This is a genomic window from Nioella nitratireducens (assembly GCF_001879715.1).
GTDB classification, from domain to species: domain Bacteria; phylum Pseudomonadota; class Alphaproteobacteria; order Rhodobacterales; family Rhodobacteraceae; genus Nioella; species Nioella nitratireducens.
The window spans coordinates 1-17651 of the sequence record NZ_MNBW01000016.1 but is presented as its reverse complement, the minus strand read 5'-3'; the positions used below and the strand labels follow the sequence as shown (position 1 = coordinate 17651).

The following is a 17651-nucleotide window of genomic DNA, read 5'->3' as shown; positions in this document are numbered from 1 at the left end:
CAAGATGCGTTGGTTGCTGGCTTTTTGTCTTGTCCTTGCCGCCTGCGGGCGACCGCTGACCGAGGCTGAGCGGGCCTTTATGGGCGAGTTGCAGCCGGGGTTGCAGACCGAGCGGCTGCGGATCGTCGAAATGCCGCTTGTCGGGATAAGCAGCCACACCCGCCCCGTGCGTCCGCGCGTCACCTGCCGAGAGAGGATTTTACCGCCACCTCAAGGGGATACGGTGCAAACCAGTGCGGCGGGGATGGCGTCGTTCCGGCGGGTCTGGGTCAATCCGGACTATTATCTGGACGACTATCTGACCGGCTATCCCGAGGAATTGCGCCTCTTGGCGGCGATGTTCTTTGCCCATGAGATGACCCATATCTGGCAGTGGCAATACCGCGATGTGACAGGCTACAACCCTCTGCGCGGGGCCTCGGAAAGTTGGGTAAGCGATGATCCATATCTCTTTGATATTTCGGAAGAGTCCCGTGATTTCCTGCACTACGGATACGAGCAGCAGGCCAGCCTTGTCGAGGAATATGTCTGCTGTCGCGCGCTCGATCCGGCGGGGGCGCGGACGCGGCGGTTGCAGGACATTTTGCAACCTTATCTGGACCTTGCGCCGATCGACGCGCAGATGAGCCATCCCGATGTGGTGTTACCATGGGCCGGGGCCGAGATCAGGGGCATCTGTTCTTAGGACTTGCGCCTTGCTGCGCCCCGGCACAGGGTGGCGCGCAAAAGGGAGGGACCGCGATGTCTCAGCACGCCGCAATCATGCTTGCCGCCGGGGTCGGGATCCCGGTTCTCGCCGCTCTGAATGCCCGGTTGGGGGCCAATGTCGGCTCGCCTGCCGCGGCGGCTTTCGTTTTGTTTATCGTCGCATTTTCAGCCACTTGCGTGGTTACGCTGGTTACTGGACCGGCCGCAATCCTGCGGCTGGCGGGGCAGCCCTGGCACCTGTTTCTGGCCGGTCTTCTGGTGGCGTTCTACGTCCTGTCCATTACCTATGTGGCGCCCCATTTCGGGGTCGGGAACGCGGTGTTCTTCGTGTTGTTGGGGCAGCTTGTGTCGGCGGCACTGATCGACCATTTCGGCCTGTTCGGGGCGACTCCGGCGCCGCTGACACTGCTGCGTGCGGGCGGGATTCTGGTGATGTGCCTTGGTGTGGCGCTGACACAATTGGCGCCCAGAGGCTAGGTCGACACCCGTACACCCCCTGTACACCCCCCGTACACCGGGCGTGCATATGAAACCGCGATTTCCAGAGGCGCGCGCGCGCGCCCCGCTTTCCAACCGTCAAGGGCCCGCGGGCGCTTGCATCGACGCAAGCGGCTACCCGCCTGCGCGTTCTTCAAGGTCCAGCCATTCTTCTTCGGCGGCGGCCAGTTTTTCCTGCCGTTCGACCAATGCGTCGGTGGCCTTCTGGAACTTCACCGGGTCACGACTGAACAGCTCGGGGTCGGACATCAGGTGTTCGAGCTTGCCGATTTCGGCCTCCAGACGCTCGATCACGCCGGGCAGTTCCTTCAGGCGGTGCTGCTCGGTATAGGACAATGCGGATTTGGGTTTGGCCTCGGGCTTGTCCCTGGATGCGGCGGCGGGTTTTGCCTTGGCGGCCTTCTCGGCGCTTGGGGCGGTCTGGCCGCGTTGCGCCCGATAATCCGTCCAGCCGCCTGCATAGGCGACGGCGCGCCCGTCGCCTTCCATGGCGATGGTGGTTGTCGCCACCCGGTCGATGAAATCGCGGTCATGGCTGACCAGCAGCACGGTGCCGGGATACTCACCCAAGAGATCCTGCAACAGGTCCAGCGTTTCCACGTCGAGATCGTTGGTCGGCTCATCAAGGACAAGCACGTTCGATTCCCGCGCCATCAGCCGGGCCAGCAAGAGCCGCGCCTTCTCCCCGCCCGAGAGCGAGCGGACCGGCGCGCGGGCCTGCCGTTCGTCGAAAAGGAAATCCTTGAGATAACCCACCACATGCCGGGGCTGGCCGCGCACCATGACCTGATCGGACGCGCCGGAAACGGCCATCGACGGGTCGAGCGCAAGCGAATCCCACAGCGTCGCGTCAGGGTCGAGGGCCGCGCGGGTCTGGTCGTAGATCGCCATTTCCAGATTGGTGCCGTGGACGACATTGCCGGAGTCGGGGGCGATCTCGCCGGTCAGCACCTTGAGCAGCGTCGTCTTGCCCACGCCGTTGGGGCCGACAAACGCCACCCGGTCGCCGCGCAGGACGCGCAGGTCAAAGGGTTTGAAGATCACCTTGTCGCCGAAGCTCTTGGAAATTTCCCTGGCCTCGATCACCCGCTTGCCGGTCTTGGCGCCTTCTTCCAGCGCCATGGCCGCCGTGCCCTGCCGCCGGATCATGCCCGCCCGTTCCTGCCGCAGGTCGCCAAGGGCGCGAACACGGCCCATGTTGCGCTTGCGCCGGGCAGAGATGCCTTCCACGGCCCACCGGGCCTCGGCCTTGATCTTGCGGTCAAGCTTGTGGCGATACTGGTCTTCTTCGTCCCAGATCTTGTCGCGCCAGTCTTCGAATTTGGCAAAGCCCTGTTCGTTGCGGCGCACCTGTCCCCGGTCGATCCAGAGCGTCGCGCGGGTCAGCGCGTTCAGGAAGGCCCGGTCGTGCGAGATCAGCACATAGCCTGCCCGGGTTTCCTTGAGCTGGGCTTCCAGCCATCCGATCGCCTCGATATCGAGGTGGTTGGTGGGCTCGTCCAGCAGCATCAGCTCGGGTGCCTCGGCCAGCAGTTTCGCCAACGCGGCGCGGCGTCGTTCGCCGCCTGATGCCTCGGACGGGTCGGCGTCGAGGCGCAGTTTCAGTCCTTCGGCAGCGGCCTCGACACGCCAGGATTCGGATGGGTCCAGCCCGCTGGTTGCGTAGTCGCCAAGCGTCGCGAAGCCTTTGAAATCAGGGTCTTGTTCCATATAGCCCACGGACATGCCGGGGGGCAGTATGCGGCTGCCGCTGTCGGCCTCGACCAGTCCGGCCATGACCTTCATCAGCGTGGATTTGCCCGAGCCGTTGCGCCCCACCAACGCGACCCGGTCGCCTTCGTGGACCACCAGCGACAGGTCGGAAAAAATCGGATCGCCCCCGAAGGTGAGCGAGATGTCATTGAGTTGAAGTAGGGGTGCGCGTGCCATGCTGCCCCAGCTATTGGGGCGCGCAGGCGGCGTCAAGCGGGCACATGCGCAGAGGACGGGCGGCCCTGTTGCCAAGGCCGCCCGGCACGGTCATTCGTCGCGGATCACGCGGGCCGCGGTGATGTAATCGGGCTGGCCGATCACCGCGCCGTTGCGGCCCGTGCCGCGCTTGATCGCGTCCACCACGTCCATGCCGTCGATCACCTGCCCGACCACGGTATAGTCGCCGTTCAACTGCGGCACCGGGGCGAACATGATGAAGAATTGCGAGTTGGCGGAATCGGGGTCGCTTGACCGCGCCATGCCGACAATGCCGCGCTCGAAGCTGAGGTCCGAGAACTCGGCCGGCAGGTCGGGCATGTCAGACCCGCCGCGCCCGGCATAGCGCATGTCCTGCCCCAGACGGCCAAATTCCACATCGCCGGTCTGGGCCATGAACCCGTCGATCACGCGGTGAAAGACCACGTCGTTGTAGTCGCCGTTCTCGGCCAATTGCGCGATGCGCTCGACATGCTGTGGGGCCACTTCGTCATAAAGGTCAATAACGATGGTGCCCTGCGCCTCGCCGGTGATGTCCAGTTCCAGCGTGGTGGCGGCCGCGGGGCTGGCCAGCAGGATCAGGGCAAGCGCGAGGTTACGCATCGGCGGCCACCTTCATCGAGACCATCTTGTCGGGGGTCGCGGGCGGCTCGCCGCGCACGATCTTGTCGACATGCTCCATCCCTTCGATCACGCGGCCATAGACGGTGTATTGGCCGTTGAGGAAATGGTTGTCCTTGAAATTGATGAAGAATTGCGAGTTGGCCGAGTTCGGGTTCTGCGACCGCGCCGCGCCGATGGTGCCACGGTCATGCGGCAGCTTGGAAAATTCGGCCGGGACATTGGGCTTGTCCGAGCCGCCGGTGCCAGCCATGCGGATGTTCAGCCCCTTGTCGGCATTGCCATGGGCCACGTCGCCGGTCTGGGCCATGAACCCCTCGATCACGCGGTGAAAGACCACGCCATCGTAGGCGCCTTCGCGGGCCAGTTCCTTCATGCGGTCGCAATGCTGCGGGGCCACGTCGGGCAGAAGCTCGATGGTGACGGGACCGTCCTTGAGCTCGATGATGATGGTGTTTTCGGGGTCTTTGATCTCGGCCATGCCGGGCTCTCCTGTAAAAGCGTTCGCCGGGCAACGTAGTGGCTGCGACGGAAAAGGAAAAGAGGGCGGCGCGGCGGTTTGCGGCGGGCCTACGCCTTGCGGAATTTCTCCAGCACGGCCTCGCGCACCGGGGGCGTCACGAAATGGCTGATATCGCCGCCGAGACGCCCGATTTCCTTGACCAGCTTCGAGGCGATGGCCTGATGCTGGGCGTCGGCCATAAGGAACACGGTTTCCACCTTGTCGTTGAGCTTGCGGTTCATGCCGACCATCTGGAATTCATACTCGAAATCCGCCACCGCGCGCAGGCCGCGGATGATCAGGCTGGCACCGACATCCTGGGCGCAGTCGATCAGCAGGTTTTCGAACGGGTGCGCCACGATCTCGGTGCCGGTCTTGTCCGACAGGTAGGCGCATTCGTCCTGCACCATGGCCAGCCGCTCTTCCAGCGTGAAGAGCGGACCCTTGTCGCGGTTGATGGCGACGCCGATCACAAGGCGGTCGACCAACATGCAGGCCCGACGGATGATGTCGATATGGCCAAGGGTGATCGGGTCGAACGTGCCCGGGTAGAGTCCGATGCGCATGGGGGTCCCTTCCCTTCCGCGAATATTTGACCGGCACGCAACAATATTGCGCCGGGATTTGCAAGTCTATCTGCGAGGTTGCGACGCTTTGGGGGTAACGGCGGGGGTATCGGCGGAGGTATCGGCAGCTCGGGGCGCGCTGGATTACGGGAATTTTGCCCCGACGGCGTGCCATCGGGGCAGGGTCTGCCCGGAGTCGCGGGGCGCTCAGAACCCCTTGATCATGTCTTCGAGCGCTTCTTTTTCCATCGACAGTTTCGACAATTGCGCCTTGACCACATCGCCGATGGAAATCAGGCCGATCATCGCGCCGTCCTCGATCACCGGCATGTGGCGGAACCGGCCAGCGGTCATCTTGGCCAGCACCGCGTCGGAACTGTCGCCCTTGGCACAGCTGACGATATCTGCGGTCATGATGTCATCGACCAGATCGGACATGCAGGACGGCCCGCGTTTGCCAAGTTCGCGCACGATGTCGCGCTCGGACAGAATGCCCGCGACACTCTTGCCGTCCGGGGACACGATGATGGCGCCGATCTTCTTGGTCGAGAGAGTTTCCGCCGCATCCGAGAGCTTGGAGCCCGGTGCAATGGTGACCACGACAACGTCGGGTTTGGATTTGAGGATTTGCTGAACGAGCATGGCGTCCTCCCGTATCATGACTGCCTGCCCTCAGCGTCATCGCAATATTGTTTCGTGTCAAGCGTTTCAAACGAAATACTCAGGCATTGGCAAGCCGTTCCAACCGGGCAATCTCGGCCCGCATTCCAGCCACGAGCGCGGTGGAAAAGCGGTTCAGCCGCTCGGAATGACGGTCCGAGGCGTGGCGCACGAGGTAAAAACCACGGGTCAGCGCAACCAGATCGGTCAGAACCAGCCGCAATTCCGGCGCGAACGGCATGGCAAAATCATGGGCGATTCCCATCCCGCCCCCGGCCCGCATGAGGTTGAGCTGAACCGAAATGGAATTGGAGGCGAGGCCCACGTTGGACACGCCGAGTTCGGACAGGTAGTCGAGTTCCTTGTCGAAGATCATGTCGGGGATATAGCCGATCACCGCCTCGTGTTGCAGATCGGCAAGGGTCGTGATGCGCCCCGCCGTTTCATGCGGCGCGGCAAGGTGCAGGTGATAGTCGCAAATCTTCTGCACCGTCAGCCGCCCCGCCGTGGGCGGGCTGACGGTCACGGCCATATCGGCCTCGCGCTTGGACAGGTTCACGACGCGCGGCAGGGCGAGGACCTGGATCTCAAGCCCCGGATTTTCCGACTGGATCGCGGCGCAGACCTGCGGCAGCACGAAATTGGCACAGCCATCAGGCGCACCGATACGGATCGAGCCGGTCAGCCGCCCGCCAAGGCCGGTGACCGCCCCGATACCGGTGGAAAACGCGCCCTCGGCCTGTTCCGCCGGGGCCAGCAGCCGCTCGCCCGCTTCGGTCAGGGCATAGCCTTGCGGGGACTTGACGAACAGCACGGCGCCAAGCCGCTGCTCCAGCCGGGTGATGCGGCGGCCAACGGTGGCCGGGTCCATCTTGAGGTCGCGGCCCGCGCGCGACAGGCTTTCACCGCGCGCCACGGCGAGAAACACCCTGAGGTCATCCCAATTGGGCATGGCAACGAACCCTGCGAAAATGCAAATCGATTTTGAGAACATGCCCCTTTTGGACGCAAGATTGCAAGAGTAGTGTTCGCGACGACTCGAGACCGTTTTCAAAGGGAGAGACCCATGCAAGAGCTTGGACATTGGATCAACGGCGCCCATGTCGCCGGCACGTCGGGCCGCACGGCGGACGTCATGAACCCCGCCACCGGGGAGGTGCAAGCCAAGGTCGCGCTGGCCTCGGTCGCGGAAATGAATGCAGCCATCGACGGAGCCGCCAAAGCACAGGTGGCATGGGCTGCCACCAACCCGCAGCGCCGCGCGCGGGTGATGATGAAATTCGCAGACCTGATCAACGAGCACATGGACGAGCTGGCCGAGCTGGTCAGCCGCGAACACGGCAAGACCCTGCCCGACGGGCGCGGCGACGTGCAGCGCGGGCTGGAGGTGATCGAGGTCTGCATGGGCGCGCCCACCCTGCTGAAGGGTGAATACATGAACGATGGCGGTCCGGGGATCGACCTGTATTCCATGCGCCAGCCGCTTGGCGTGGTGGCGGGCATTACGCCCTTCAACTTCCCCGCGATGATCCCGCTGTGGAAAATGGGCCCGGCGCTGGCCAGCGGCAACGCGATGATCCTGAAACCGTCCGAGCGCTGCCCTTCGACCTCGCTGCGTCTGGCCGAGTTGATCAAGGAAGCCGGTCTGCCCGATGGTGTCTTGCAGGTGGTGAACGGCGACAAGGAAGCCGTGGACACGATCCTCGACAACGAAACCATTCAGGCCGTAGGCTTTGTCGGCTCGACCCCGATCGCGCAGTATATCTATGGCCGTGCCTGCACCAACGGCAAACGCGCCCAGTGCTTCGGCGGGGCCAAAAACCACATGATCATCATGCCCGACGCCGACATGGACAAGGCCGCCGACGCGTTGGTCGGCGCAGGCTTTGGCGCCGCGGGCGAACGCTGCATGGCGATTTCCGTGGCCGTGCCCGTGGGCGACAAGACCGCCGACGCATTGATCGAACGGCTGGTGCCGCGCATCGAAGCGCTGAAGGTCGGCCCCTACACCGCCGGTGCGGATGTGGACTATGGCCCGGTCATCACCGCGCAGGCGAAAGAGCGGATTGGCGGTCTGGTCAACTCTGGCGTGGAACAGGGGGCCAAGCTGGTCGTCGACGGCCGCGATTTCAGCATGCAGGGCTATGAAGACGGGTTTTTCGTGGGGCCGAGCCTGTTTGATAACGTGACGCCCCATATGGACATCTACAAGGAAGAGATCTTCGGCCCGGTCCTGTCCACCGTGCGCACCCAGTCCTATGAGGAAGCACTCGACCTGGTCATGACCAACCAGTACGGCAATGGCACGTCGATCTTCACCGCCGATGGCGACACCGCGCGCGACTTTGCCAACAAGGTCAACGTGGGCATGGTCGGCATCAACTTCCCGATCCCGGTGCCGCTGAGCTATTTCACCTTCGGCGGCTGGAAGAAATCGGCCTTTGGCGATCTCAACCAGTACGGCCCGGACGCCTTCCGCTTCTACACCAAGACCAAGACCGTTACGGCACGCTGGTTTTCGGGCATCAAGGATGGCGGCGAATTTGCCTTCAAGGCAATGGACTGAGCCAGCCCGCACGACATGCGACAAGGCCCGGAGCGGATTGCTCCGGGCCTTTTTCGTCTGGTCAGGTCCGATCGGAAGAGGCGGCTTACCGGGTGGTGCCCAGGCCCCCTTCACTGGCGAAGCCGTCGGAGGTGGTGATCCCGCCTGCCGACGTGGCCCGCGAGATGTCGCCACGCGAAAACCCGGTAGACCCGGCGGCCTGCACACCAGAGGCGACAACGGCGCTGAGGATGAAGGCAAGAGCAAAGCGGGTCATGGTGGGGGTCCTTCCCGATGGGGTTCTGAATTGGTCCGTCAGCCATAGGTCGTGTGACCCGCCACGTCGGTTCAAACTTTTTTCGCGTGAATTTGCGACCCCGACCCAACCCGCCACGGCTGTCGATTTTCTGGACAGGTCAAAGAAACGACTTACACCGCAAAAGAGGGCGAAGTGACGGTGGGGGGGCCATGCCGGTCAGTTTCAGGATCTTCCCGAAGCGCGGGCTTGTTTTGGTGCGCTATTGGGGACGGGTAACACTTGAGGAGAGCGCACGCGCCTTCGGCTGCTATGCCTCTGACCCGGAGTTTCGTCCGGGGCAGGACCAGTTGGTCGACCTGTCGGGGGTTACCGCGTTCGAGAAGGACTACCTGCGGTTCATGGCTATGCAAGCAGAAAAGGCCGAGATTCTTCTGGCAAGCGGCGCGCGGACCTTGCTGGTGTTCTACGCCCCGAGCGCGGTAAGCCGCGAGATTGCGGAAACGACAATGCGGTCATGGGAGCCATCGGACAAGCTGGTTCCGATGATGCAGGAAGACGAAGCCGATGCGCTTGCGCTGCTTGGACAGCGGGAAACGCGGATCGAGGATTTGTTGCAGACCGCGCGCTAACCGGCAGGGGCCACAAGACGCACCGCAAAACCGCGCCGCTGCGGCACGTTAACCTGCTTCAACACAGCATCGGCGGCATCGTATCGCATATGTCTTCATGAACAAATCCGCCCTCGTCAGGTGGCTCGGCAGCCTCGCCGATTTCGACAGTCACGCCAACGCCCCGCATGGTCAGCGACATGCGGGCGGCTTCGCCACTTTCGATGGCCCAGATTCCCACCAACGCGAAGATCGCAACAATAGCTACGAGCGCCCCCCAGAATCCGAAGGCCTGGGTGCCGCCGCCGCCACCGCCCGGGGGAACGTCGCCGGTGCCCGGCCCCTCGATGTCGTCACCGGCCTCGGGGCGGAACCGGAACCGGAAGTTTTCGCTTTCGGCCACGCGCTGGATCTCGAATTGCAGCGACGCACCGGTCTCTGGCTCCAGCCGACTGCGCAACTGGCCCGTCGTGGCCAGATCCCGGAGAAGATCGGCCACTTCACCCCGCAAACCGACATTGAACCAGCGGTCGCGCCCGCCCGCGCGCGCCATGACCCAGTAGCGGCCTCGGCCCTCGGCTGGGTAGGCACGCACCACCACCCGACCGCCGGCCATGTCGGTAGCGAAGGCCGCGATCGGCGCTATTCCCTGGGTTTCCTGGGCCAGCAGGCGGCTACCCCGCGCGCCAATTGCCGTGACGCCAACACCGGCCAAACCGGCAAGAACGAAATTCCGTCTACGCATGTTCAATACCTCTTTTTGTATGCGGCTGATTACAATGAACGGTATTTCAGCCCCTTCCGGCCGCTTGCGTCAACAAAAAAACTTCGACGCCATTGCGGGCCGAGCGCCCTGAAAGATGACGATTCGGGTGGGTGAAGGGCCCTGAATCCGCGACTGTGCGCCCCGACCCGCTGCCTGGGTTTTTTTCTTGGCAAAACCGGCAGTCCGGGGTTTGCTGGCCGCAATAGCGGAGGACATCCATGCCCCAGACAGAGCCCCCCTTTTCGCTCGGGATCGAGGAAGAATACCTGTTGGTCGATCAGGGCACGCTGGATCTGGCCGTGGCCCCGCCCGACTTGATGGACCAGTGCAGCGCCGAGTTGGAAGAGCAGGTCAGCCCCGAGTTCCTGCAATGCCAGATCGAAATCGGCACCCGCGTTTGCGCCGACATCTCCGCCGCGCGCGACGACCTGAAACGCCTGCGCAGCACCGTTAGCCGTATTGCCCATCGCCATGGGCTGGCGCCGATTGCCGTGTCCTGCCACCCGTTCGCCGACTGGAAGGACCAGCATCATACCGACAAGGACCGCTATAACAGCCTTGCCCGCGATCTGGGTGGCGTGGTGCAGCGGATGCTGATCTGCGGGATGCATGTGCATGTGGGGCTTGGCACCGACGATCTGCGCAACGATCTGATGGGGCAACTGAGCTACTTCCTGCCGCATCTGCTGGCGCTGTCGGCCTCGTCGCCCTTTTGGCAGGGGCAGGACACGCGGCTGGCCTCTTACCGGTTGACCGTCTTTGACAACCTGCCGCGCACCGGGCTGCCGCCGCTGTTTCCATCCTTTGCCGATTACGAACGCACGGTCGATGTGCTGATCGACCTTGGCATTATCGAGGACAGTTCCAAGATCTGGTGGGATCTGCGCCCGTCGGCCCGGTTTCCGACATTGGAAACCCGGATTTGCGATGTCAGCCCGCGTCTGGAAGACGCGCTGACACTGGCCGCGATGATCCAGAGCCTTGCGCGAATGCTCTATCGCCTGCGCGGCCTGAACCAGCGCTGGCGGCTGTACGACCGGTTCCTGATCGAGGAAAATCGCTGGCGCGCGCAACGCTACGGCACCCGGCGGGGGCTGATCGACTTCGGCAAACGCGAGATTCTGCCAATGGCGGTGCTGGTCGAGGATATCATCGAATTGGTGGCGGAGGACGCCGAAACGCTCGGCTGTCTGGCCGAGGTCGAGGCGGTGCGCGGCATGGTCGCGCGCGGCACCTCGGCGGAACGGCAACGCGCGGTTCTGAAAGCGTCGGAAACGGCGGGAAAGCCCCGCGACGAGGCCATGCGCGACGTGGTCCGCCACCTGATCGAAGAATTTCACGCGGATTTGTGACGTTGCGACCCGGCTTGCAAAATTCCTGCAAGGATTGGTAATTAAACAAGTGTTCAATTCTGAGGGCGAGGAAACCCGGCAACGTGTCGATATACGGTCTCATGATTGGCGGAGCGATCTACGCATTCGTGTGGTTCGTTCTGTTAATCCGCAGTCCTGACTACCGCAGGGCACTCCACAAGTGGCTTATGTGGGAAGACATCTTTAGCTTCGGATTGCTCAAGTTCCCTCGGAACTATTTCATTCCAGCGGCGGCCTTCGTGTTGTGGTTGCTTGTCGCCAAATACTTCGGCCTGTTTAGGGAGAACTAGATCATGGATTTCGCACTGTCCGACGAACAGGTGATGATCTTCGACATGGCGCGCAGCTTTGGTGAAGAGAATATCGCGCCCCATGCCATGGACTGGGAAGCGGCGGGAACGATCCCGAAAGACCTCTGGCCCAAGATCGCGGAGCTTGGCTTTGGCGGGCTTTATGTCTCTGAGGACTATGGCGGATCGGGCCTGTCTCGGCTGGATGCGACGCTGGTCTTTGAAGCACTCGCCATGTCCTGCCCCGCAGTTGGGTCGTTCCTGTCGATCCACAACATGTGTGGGGGCATGATCGACAAGTTCGGCTCGGACGAGACCAAGGCCAAATGGCTGCCCGATCTCTGCACGATGGAAAAGGTGTTTTCCTACTGCCTGACGGAACCGGGGTCCGGCTCTGACGCCGCCGCACTGCGCACACGGGCGGAGCGGACGAACGAGGGCTACACGCTTAACGGCACCAAGGCGTTCATTTCGGGCGGCTCCTATTCCGATGCTTACGTGACCATGGTCCGGACGGGCGAGGATGGGCCGAAGGGGATTTCCACCGTGGTGGTCGAGGACGGGACCGAGGGGCTCTCTTTCGGGGCGCTGGAGAAAAAGATGGGCTGGCTCGCCCAACCCACGGCGCAGGTGCAGTTCGACGATTGCAAGGTGCCGGCCGATAACCTGATCGGCGAAGAAGGCAAGGGGTTTACCTACGCCATGGCGGGCCTCGACGGCGGGCGGCTGAACATCGCCGCCAGCGCCCTTGGCGGCGCGCAAAAGGCGCTCGACCTGACGCTGGCCTATATGGGCGAGCGCAAGGCCTTCGGGCGCACCATCGACAGCTTTCAGGCGCTGCAATTCCGGCTGGCCGAGATGGAGGTCAAGCTCCAATCCGCCCGCACCTTCCTGCGCCAGGCGGCGTGGAAACTGGACAATGGCGCGCATGACGCCAGCAAGTTCTGCGCCATGGCCAAGATGTATGTGACCGATGCCAGCTTCGACGTGGCCAACCAGTGCCTGCAATTGCACGGCGGCTACGGCTATCTGGCCGATTACGGGATCGAGAAGATCGTGCGCGACCTGCGGGTGCACCAGATTCTGGAAGGCACCAACGAGATCATGCGTCTTATCGTTTCTCGTCAAATGCTTGTGGAGCGTGGCTAATGCAAGACATCCACTGCCGCATCGACGGCCGCGCGGGCCGGATCACGCTGAACCGCCCCAAGGCGCTGAACGCGCTGACCTGGGACATGTGCCTGGAGATCGAGAAAGCCCTGACCGCCTGGGCCGACGACCCGGTGGTCAAGCTGCTGATCATCGACGGGCTGCCCTGCGAGAAAGCCTTCTGCGCGGGCGGTGATCTGGCCGAAATCTACCGCACCGGGCGCGCTGGCGACTTTGACTATGGCCGCCGCTTCTGGGCCGACGAATACCGGATGAACGCGGCGCTCTACAATTTTCCCAAACCGGTCGTCTCCTTCCTGCACGGCTTCGTCATGGGTGGCGGCGTCGGCGTCGGCTGCCACGGCTCGCACCGCATCGTCTGCGACGACAGCCGCATTTCCATGCCCGAAACCCGGGTGGGCCTGGTGCCCGACGTGGGCGGGTCACTGCTGCTGGCGCGCGCGCCGGGGCGGCTTGGCGAATACCTCGGCGTCACCGCTGCCCGCATGGGCCCGGGCGACGCGATTCACGCGGGCTTCGCCGATTACTACATCCCGCGCAACCAGTGGCCGTCGCTGATCGACACGCTGACCGAGACCGGCGATTGGGAGGCGGTGGACCGCAGTGCCCTGCCTGCACCAGAGTCGAAGCTGGCGGCCCTTCAGGGGGAAATCGACAGCCTGTTCGCCGGGGAAACCCTGCGCGACATTCTTAACCTGCTCGGTGCGACCGAGGGCGAGTTTGCCCAAAAGGCCCTCTCTCAGATGTCTGGAAATTCTCCAATATCAATGGCTTGCACGGTGGAATTGATCCACCGCAGCCGGACCACCGATACGATTGAGGGCGCTCTGGATTTCGAATACCGCTTTACCTCGCGCGCGTTGGAGCAGGCGGATTTCCTCGAAGGTATCCGCGCCATCATCATCGACAAGGACAACGCGCCCAACTGGCGTCATGCCGAGCCGGGGGCGGTCAGCCCTGCCGAGGTTTCGGCGCTCTTTCGCCCGATCGGGGCGCGGAGGCACTCACACTCTGAGGGAGGACAACCATGAAGATCGGATTTATCGGGCTCGGAAACATGGGCGCGCCGATGGCGGCCAATCTGGTCGTGGCGGGCCACGAGGTGACGGGGTTCGACCTTGCCGCGCCGATGCCAGAGGGCGTGACCCAGGCCGACACCGCAGCAGCAGCGGCCTCGGGGCAGGACGTGGTCATCACCATGCTGCCCAATGGCACGATCCTGAAATCGGTCGCGGGCGAGATCATCCCGGCGATGACCAAGGGCGCGGTGCTGCTCGATTGTTCCACGGTCGAAGTGGACGCCGCACGCGACGTGGCAGGCCAATGCGCGGCGGCGGGGCTGGGTTTTCTCGACGCGCCGGTCTCGGGCGGGGTTGGCGGTGCGGCGGGTGGCACGCTGACCTTCATGGTCGGCGGCGACGACGCGGCCTTTGCCACCGCCAAGCCGCTCTTTGACATCATGGGCCAGAAGGCCGTGCATTGTGGCCCGGCGGGCAACGGTCAGGCGGCCAAGATCTGTAACAACATGATCCTTGGCGTGACCATGATCGCCACCTGCGAGGCCTTCGCGCTGGCCGACAAACTCGGGCTGGACCGGCAGGCGATGTTCGATGTGGTCAGCACTTCGTCGGGATATAGCTGGACGATGAACGCCTATTGCCCGGCGCCCGGGATCGGCCCGCAAAGCCCGTCTGACAATGGCTACAAACCCGGTTTCGCGGCTGAACTGATGCTCAAGGATCTGCGCCTGAGCCAAGCCGCTGCCGAGGCCGCCGATGCCGACACCCCCATGGGTCAAGCCGCCGCAGCGCTCTATGAACAATTCGTGGACCGCGAAGACGGCAAGGGCATGGATTTCTCGGCCATGCTGCCGCGTTTCGAAAAGCGGCATCGCGGGGAGTGAGCCGCCTCATAAGGTGCTCGTTAATCAGCAGAAACGGCCCGGAGCGTTGTCTTTTCGGGCCGTTTTTTTGCCAGATGCACCGGTTCGGAAGTCCTGGGTCGCGGGCGCCTGCCTCGTTTCGGAAACTGCTGGGCCGAAGACGCTCCCGGAACTGAATGTCTGACTGGTTCACAAAGGGAAAATGGCGCACCCGATAGGATTCGAACCTATGGCCTCTGCCTTCGGAGCTGGCCTAATGGCCTTTCCGAAATGTACGACAGAGCCCGCCAGAGCGCGATAACTATCAGAATTATATAGACATTACGAAACACCGCTCCGAAAGCTCTATCCGAAAATACGCCTTGTTTTCCGTCCGCGTGCTTACGTGGTGCTTACTCGAAACCGGGCGCAGGCGAGGAACAGGAGCATGCCGAAGCTCACGAAACGATTTGTCGAAGGGGTCGAACCGGCGGCCAAAGGCCAAGCGATCTGGGACGACGAGCTGCCGGGCTTCGTGCTCCGCGTCTATCCGTCCGGCAAGCGCAGCTACATCCTCCAGTACCGCGCACGGGGTCGGTCGCGCCGCTACACGATCGGCCTTCACGGTATCTGGACGCCCGAGACGGCACGGCGGGAAGCGAAGGCCCTGCTCGGCAACGTCGCCCGAGGCAACGACCCGGCCGAGGAACGCGAGGAGGACCGGAGGGCGCTGACGGTCAAGCAGCTCTGCCAACAATACATCGAGGATATGGAGGCTGGCCTGATCATGGGCAAAGGCGGTCGCCCCAAGAAGGCCTCGACGATCGAGATCGACGTGGGCCGCATCCGCCGACACATCATCCCCCTGCTCGGCACGCGCCGGGTCCGGGACATTACAAAGCCGGACATGAACAACCTGATGAAGGACATCATCGCGGGCAAGACCCGCGTCGTGATGAAGACAGAGAAGCTGCGCGGCAAAGCCATCGTCCGCGGCGGGCGCGGCACGGCCATCCGCACAATGGGCCTGCTTGGCGGGATTTTCTCCTTCGCGGTGGAAGCCGGCGTGATCGATCACAATCCCACCCACGGACTGCGCAAACCAAAATACCAGGTCCGGGACCGGCGGCTGAGCGAAGCGGAATACCGCATCCTCGGTGGCATTCTGCGACAGGCGCAGAAGAGCGACCACTATCGCCTGCATGCCGAGATCCTCTGGATCCTCGCCGTGACCGGCTGCCGTCGCGGGGAGATCATCAATCTCAGATGGAGCGAGGTCGACATCGAGGGGAGCTGCTTGAGGCTGATCGACAGCAAGGAAGGCGCGTCGGTGCGCCCCATCGGGCTTCCGGTGATCGAGTACCTGGAAAGCAAGCGGTCGGCGCGAACCGGCACCTATGTCTTTCCCGGCCAGGGTCTCGATAACTCGGTGGGCAACTTTCCCCAAAGCTGGAAGAAGCTCCTGACCGACACGCCGCTCTGGGATGTGACACCGCATGTCCTCCGGCACAGCTTCGCAAGCATCGCCAACGATCTGGGCTTCACCGAGATCACGATTGCGGCCCTTATCGGCCATGCGAAAGGTTCGGTCACAAGTCGTTACGTTCACACGCTCGACTCGACGCTTATCATGGCGGCAGATACGGTCGCGGGATACCTGAAGGCCCTGCTGGAAGGCGTGGAGTTCCGGCGGAACACCTACACGCTGGATCGGGAGTCGCGACGCTCGGCGATCGAACACATGCTGATCGAGTCGCGGCCTGCACCAAAGCCAAAGTTGCTTGAATATCGGGTCGCAAGAATCTGATAAAGCAGCGTTTTTATCAGTTTTCCGGATGCTGCCGTCGATAGCGCTCATCCGGCGCGACCCATTGCTCCAGAAACTCCAGCGGATCGAGCGTTCCCATCATGGACCGCGCCAGATCAAGCCGAGAGGACAAGGCCTGACGCCTGTCGGGGTCGACGCTGGAAAGACGTTCTTCCGCCTCGCGGAAAAAGCTTTCGGTCGACATCGCGGCGGACCATTTCCGGATCACTTCGGAAAGTTGTTCGCGGCTTTGGGCAAGGGCCTTGTCCGCATTGCGTCGGTCCTCTTCGCGCTTCCAACGCTCCCGCTGTTCCTCCCATTCGCGTTGCTTGCGGATGGCCGCCGCCTCGGCCTTTTCAGTCTTGGACTTCAGGTCCGGCACGGCGGCTTCCAGCTCTTTCACGATCCGCGGAAACATGGACGACAAGGCGCGCTTTGGTGTTTCTTGCCATATCGCCGACCACTCCACGTCCCGGCGCGGTGCGTAGGCGACAAGCCGGAAGCGCCCGGACGGAACATCGTTCTCGGTCGTCCAGGAGTGGACCAGCTGGTGCGGCCTGGCGGCCTTCACGACCGCACTGTCTTCCCGTACATACTTGCCCTTGACGTATCTGAGCGTGACCCGTTCGGACATTTCGACGAGCGCAAGACCGATGGGAACCTCGCCGATATAGGCGACGGTCGGGCGGTGCGGGGCCCAAATCCGTCCGTAGGAGTAGCGCCCGTATTTGCGATCCTTCCCCGGGACTTCCTGCTCTTCGATCTGCGCCCGAAACAATGGCTGATCAGGCGGCGCGAAGGTCACGCGATACCCTTTTCGCTCGAACGCATCGTAGAGTGCATTGGCGAGGTCCAATGCGCGTGGCAGCAGCGCCTCGGACGTCACGATGTCCGGCAGGAGGAGCTTGTAGGGTCGAAGAAACTCGTACTCGTCGATCTTGCGCGTCTTGCGGTAATGCGGCTCGACGCCGCGAAGGATCGGATGCCGGGCATCCTTGCGTTGCCTGCCACGACTAGGTGACGACGTCGAATCTCTGGCGGCGGGCGTCACGGGACGCGCCAGCGGCGTATCCGCCGACCAGACAAGCTGATCGCCTGGCTTTGCAGCGGGAAGTGGAGGTCGTGGAGAGGCCTTTCCGACCGCCTTCTTCTGCCAGTAGCCAGCGGGAGGCCGGGGCACAGCCAGCGCCGTACAGACCCGCGCAAGATAGGAACCGGAGACACCGTACTCGGCCGCCAAGTGGCTGATCGGTGTCGACCAGACCTTTTCGTAAAGTTCTTCTCGCGTGACTTGTCTGGGGCGGGACACGTTGGTGTTGGTGTCGTCGGGCAACTCTTTGTTCTCGTAATTTCGGCCCAATGGGACGTTCTCTAGGTCATGTTGACAAATGGCGGAGCCAGAGGCGGATCGATGTTATGTCGATGAAGCCCAGGAAACTCTCCGCCGTT

General features: G+C 63.0%; 18 protein-coding genes. 9 read left to right on the top strand and 9 right to left on the bottom strand.

Going from position 1 to position 17651, the window contains the following annotated elements; all coding sequences use genetic code 11:
• Positions 1–4 precede the first annotated feature (4 nt).
• Together BKY27_RS15190 and BKY27_RS15185 are read left to right on the top strand one after the other, a co-directional pair.
• Positions 5–685: a hypothetical protein gene (locus BKY27_RS15190; RefSeq protein WP_071675337.1), complete on the top strand. Its 681-nt coding sequence runs from the start codon at positions 5–7 to the stop codon at positions 683–685.
• Between the two features lie 56 nt (positions 686–741).
• Complete coding sequence (locus BKY27_RS15185; RefSeq protein ID WP_071675336.1) at positions 742–1185, top strand: DMT family transporter; 444 nt, start codon at positions 742–744, stop codon at positions 1183–1185.
• A gap of 135 nt (positions 1186–1320) precedes the next feature.
• Here BKY27_RS15185 and BKY27_RS15180 read toward each other — a convergent pair whose 3' ends face one another.
• From BKY27_RS15180 to BKY27_RS15155, 6 genes are all read right to left on the bottom strand, one after another.
• Positions 1321–3135 carry an ATP-binding cassette domain-containing protein gene (locus BKY27_RS15180; RefSeq protein WP_071675335.1) on the bottom strand — a complete coding sequence of 605 codons (1815 nt, stop codon included), beginning with the start codon at positions 3133–3135 and terminating at the stop codon, positions 1321–1323.
• Between the two features lie 90 nt (positions 3136–3225).
• Positions 3226–3777, bottom strand: coding sequence for a peptidylprolyl isomerase (locus BKY27_RS15175; protein WP_071675334.1), 552 nt, complete (start codon positions 3775–3777; stop codon positions 3226–3228).
• The gene (locus tag BKY27_RS15170) at positions 3770–4276 is read right to left on the bottom strand and encodes a peptidylprolyl isomerase (RefSeq protein ID WP_071675333.1); all 507 of its coding nucleotides are present in this window, start codon (positions 4274–4276) and stop codon (positions 3770–3772) included. The genes BKY27_RS15175 and BKY27_RS15170 overlap by 8 nt, the downstream gene beginning before the upstream one ends.
• Positions 4277–4365: 89 nt before the next feature.
• Positions 4366–4863 (bottom strand): pantetheine-phosphate adenylyltransferase, encoded by a 498-nt coding sequence (gene coaD, locus BKY27_RS15165; RefSeq protein WP_071675332.1) that lies wholly within the window; start codon positions 4861–4863, stop codon positions 4366–4368.
• Between the two features lie 207 nt (positions 4864–5070).
• On the bottom strand, positions 5071–5505 hold the full coding sequence (locus tag BKY27_RS15160; RefSeq protein ID WP_071675331.1) for a CBS domain-containing protein: 435 nt from the start codon (positions 5503–5505) through the stop codon (positions 5071–5073).
• A 79-nt stretch (positions 5506–5584) separates the two neighbouring features.
• Positions 5585–6475, bottom strand: coding sequence for a LysR family transcriptional regulator (locus tag BKY27_RS15155; protein WP_071675391.1), 891 nt, complete (start codon positions 6473–6475; stop codon positions 5585–5587).
• A 114-nt stretch (positions 6476–6589) separates the two neighbouring features.
• Here BKY27_RS15155 and BKY27_RS15150 point away from each other — a divergent pair, with 114 nt between their 5' ends.
• Positions 6590–8089 (top strand): CoA-acylating methylmalonate-semialdehyde dehydrogenase, encoded by a 1500-nt coding sequence (locus tag BKY27_RS15150; protein ID WP_071675330.1) that lies wholly within the window; start codon positions 6590–6592, stop codon positions 8087–8089.
• Between the two features lie 85 nt (positions 8090–8174).
• Here BKY27_RS15150 and BKY27_RS20160 read toward each other — a convergent pair whose 3' ends face one another.
• The gene (locus BKY27_RS20160) at positions 8175–8345 is read right to left on the bottom strand and encodes a hypothetical protein (RefSeq protein ID WP_158514987.1); all 171 of its coding nucleotides are present in this window, start codon (positions 8343–8345) and stop codon (positions 8175–8177) included.
• A gap of 191 nt (positions 8346–8536) precedes the next feature.
• Between BKY27_RS20160 and BKY27_RS15145 the strand changes: the two genes are divergently transcribed.
• Positions 8537–8956: a hypothetical protein gene (locus tag BKY27_RS15145; RefSeq protein ID WP_071675329.1), complete on the top strand. Its 420-nt coding sequence runs from the start codon at positions 8537–8539 to the stop codon at positions 8954–8956.
• Between the two features lie 58 nt (positions 8957–9014).
• On the opposite strand, the gene BKY27_RS15140 is transcribed toward BKY27_RS15145, so the two are convergent.
• Entirely contained in the window at positions 9015–9680 is a 666-nt protein-coding gene (locus BKY27_RS15140) for a hypothetical protein (protein ID WP_071675328.1), read from the bottom strand.
• Positions 9681–9919: 239 nt separating this feature from the next.
• Here BKY27_RS15140 and BKY27_RS15135 point away from each other — a divergent pair, with 239 nt between their 5' ends.
• From BKY27_RS15135 to BKY27_RS15110, 5 genes are all read left to right on the top strand, one after another.
• The gene (locus tag BKY27_RS15135) at positions 9920–11053 is read left to right on the top strand and encodes a carboxylate-amine ligase (RefSeq protein ID WP_071675327.1); all 1134 of its coding nucleotides are present in this window, start codon (positions 9920–9922) and stop codon (positions 11051–11053) included.
• Positions 11054–11367: 314 nt separating this feature from the next.
• Complete coding sequence (locus BKY27_RS15125; protein WP_071675325.1) at positions 11368–12513, top strand: acyl-CoA dehydrogenase family protein; 1146 nt, start codon at positions 11368–11370, stop codon at positions 12511–12513.
• Positions 12513–13565, top strand: coding sequence for an enoyl-CoA hydratase/isomerase family protein (locus tag BKY27_RS15120; RefSeq protein ID WP_071675324.1), 1053 nt, complete (start codon positions 12513–12515; stop codon positions 13563–13565). The genes BKY27_RS15125 and BKY27_RS15120 overlap by 1 nt, the downstream gene beginning before the upstream one ends.
• Positions 13562–14437 (top strand): 3-hydroxyisobutyrate dehydrogenase, encoded by an 876-nt coding sequence (mmsB, locus tag BKY27_RS15115; protein WP_071675323.1) that lies wholly within the window; start codon positions 13562–13564, stop codon positions 14435–14437. Before BKY27_RS15120 ends, mmsB begins: the two co-directional genes overlap by 4 nt.
• A 406-nt stretch (positions 14438–14843) precedes the next feature.
• A complete protein-coding gene (locus BKY27_RS15110; protein WP_071675322.1) occupies positions 14844–16202 on the top strand; it encodes a tyrosine-type recombinase/integrase in 1359 nt (452 codons plus the stop codon).
• A 16-nt stretch (positions 16203–16218) separates the two neighbouring features.
• Here the strand turns inward: BKY27_RS15110 and BKY27_RS15105 are convergent, their stop codons facing one another.
• Entirely contained in the window at positions 16219–17562 is a 1344-nt protein-coding gene (locus BKY27_RS15105) for a FliH/SctL family protein (protein WP_084667992.1), read from the bottom strand.
• Between the last annotated feature and the right edge of the window lie 89 nt (positions 17563–17651).

What these genes read in the sequence shown, in the direction of transcription:
- BKY27_RS15190 (WP_071675337.1), top strand. Translation starts at nt 5, where the DNA reads ATGCGTTGGTTGCTGGCTTTTTGTCTTGTCCTTGCCGCCTGCGGGCGA.
- BKY27_RS15185 (WP_071675336.1), top strand. Translation starts at nt 742, where the DNA reads ATGTCTCAGCACGCCGCAATCATGCTTGCCGCCGGGGTCGGGATCCCG.
- BKY27_RS15180 (WP_071675335.1), bottom strand. Translation starts at nt 3,135, where the DNA reads ATGGCACGCGCACCCCTACTTCAACTCAATGACATCTCGCTCACCTTC.
- BKY27_RS15175 (WP_071675334.1), bottom strand. Translation starts at nt 3,777, where the DNA reads ATGCGTAACCTCGCGCTTGCCCTGATCCTGCTGGCCAGCCCCGCGGCC.
- BKY27_RS15170 (WP_071675333.1), bottom strand. Translation starts at nt 4,276, where the DNA reads ATGGCCGAGATCAAAGACCCCGAAAACACCATCATCATCGAGCTCAAG.
- coaD (WP_071675332.1), bottom strand. Translation starts at nt 4,863, where the DNA reads ATGCGCATCGGACTCTACCCGGGCACGTTCGACCCGATCACCCTTGGC.
- BKY27_RS15160 (WP_071675331.1), bottom strand. Translation starts at nt 5,505, where the DNA reads ATGCTCGTTCAGCAAATCCTCAAATCCAAACCCGACGTTGTCGTGGTC.
- BKY27_RS15155 (WP_071675391.1), bottom strand. Translation starts at nt 6,475, where the DNA reads ATGCCCAATTGGGATGACCTCAGGGTGTTTCTCGCCGTGGCGCGCGGT.
- BKY27_RS15150 (WP_071675330.1), top strand. Translation starts at nt 6,590, where the DNA reads ATGCAAGAGCTTGGACATTGGATCAACGGCGCCCATGTCGCCGGCACG.
- BKY27_RS20160 (WP_158514987.1), bottom strand. Translation starts at nt 8,345, where the DNA reads ATGACCCGCTTTGCTCTTGCCTTCATCCTCAGCGCCGTTGTCGCCTCT.
- BKY27_RS15145 (WP_071675329.1), top strand. Translation starts at nt 8,537, where the DNA reads ATGCCGGTCAGTTTCAGGATCTTCCCGAAGCGCGGGCTTGTTTTGGTG.
- BKY27_RS15140 (WP_071675328.1), bottom strand. Translation starts at nt 9,680, where the DNA reads ATGCGTAGACGGAATTTCGTTCTTGCCGGTTTGGCCGGTGTTGGCGTC.
- BKY27_RS15135 (WP_071675327.1), top strand. Translation starts at nt 9,920, where the DNA reads ATGCCCCAGACAGAGCCCCCCTTTTCGCTCGGGATCGAGGAAGAATAC.
- BKY27_RS15125 (WP_071675325.1), top strand. Translation starts at nt 11,368, where the DNA reads ATGGATTTCGCACTGTCCGACGAACAGGTGATGATCTTCGACATGGCG.
- BKY27_RS15120 (WP_071675324.1), top strand. Translation starts at nt 12,513, where the DNA reads ATGCAAGACATCCACTGCCGCATCGACGGCCGCGCGGGCCGGATCACG.
- mmsB (WP_071675323.1), top strand. Translation starts at nt 13,562, where the DNA reads ATGAAGATCGGATTTATCGGGCTCGGAAACATGGGCGCGCCGATGGCG.
- BKY27_RS15110 (WP_071675322.1), top strand. Translation starts at nt 14,844, where the DNA reads ATGCCGAAGCTCACGAAACGATTTGTCGAAGGGGTCGAACCGGCGGCC.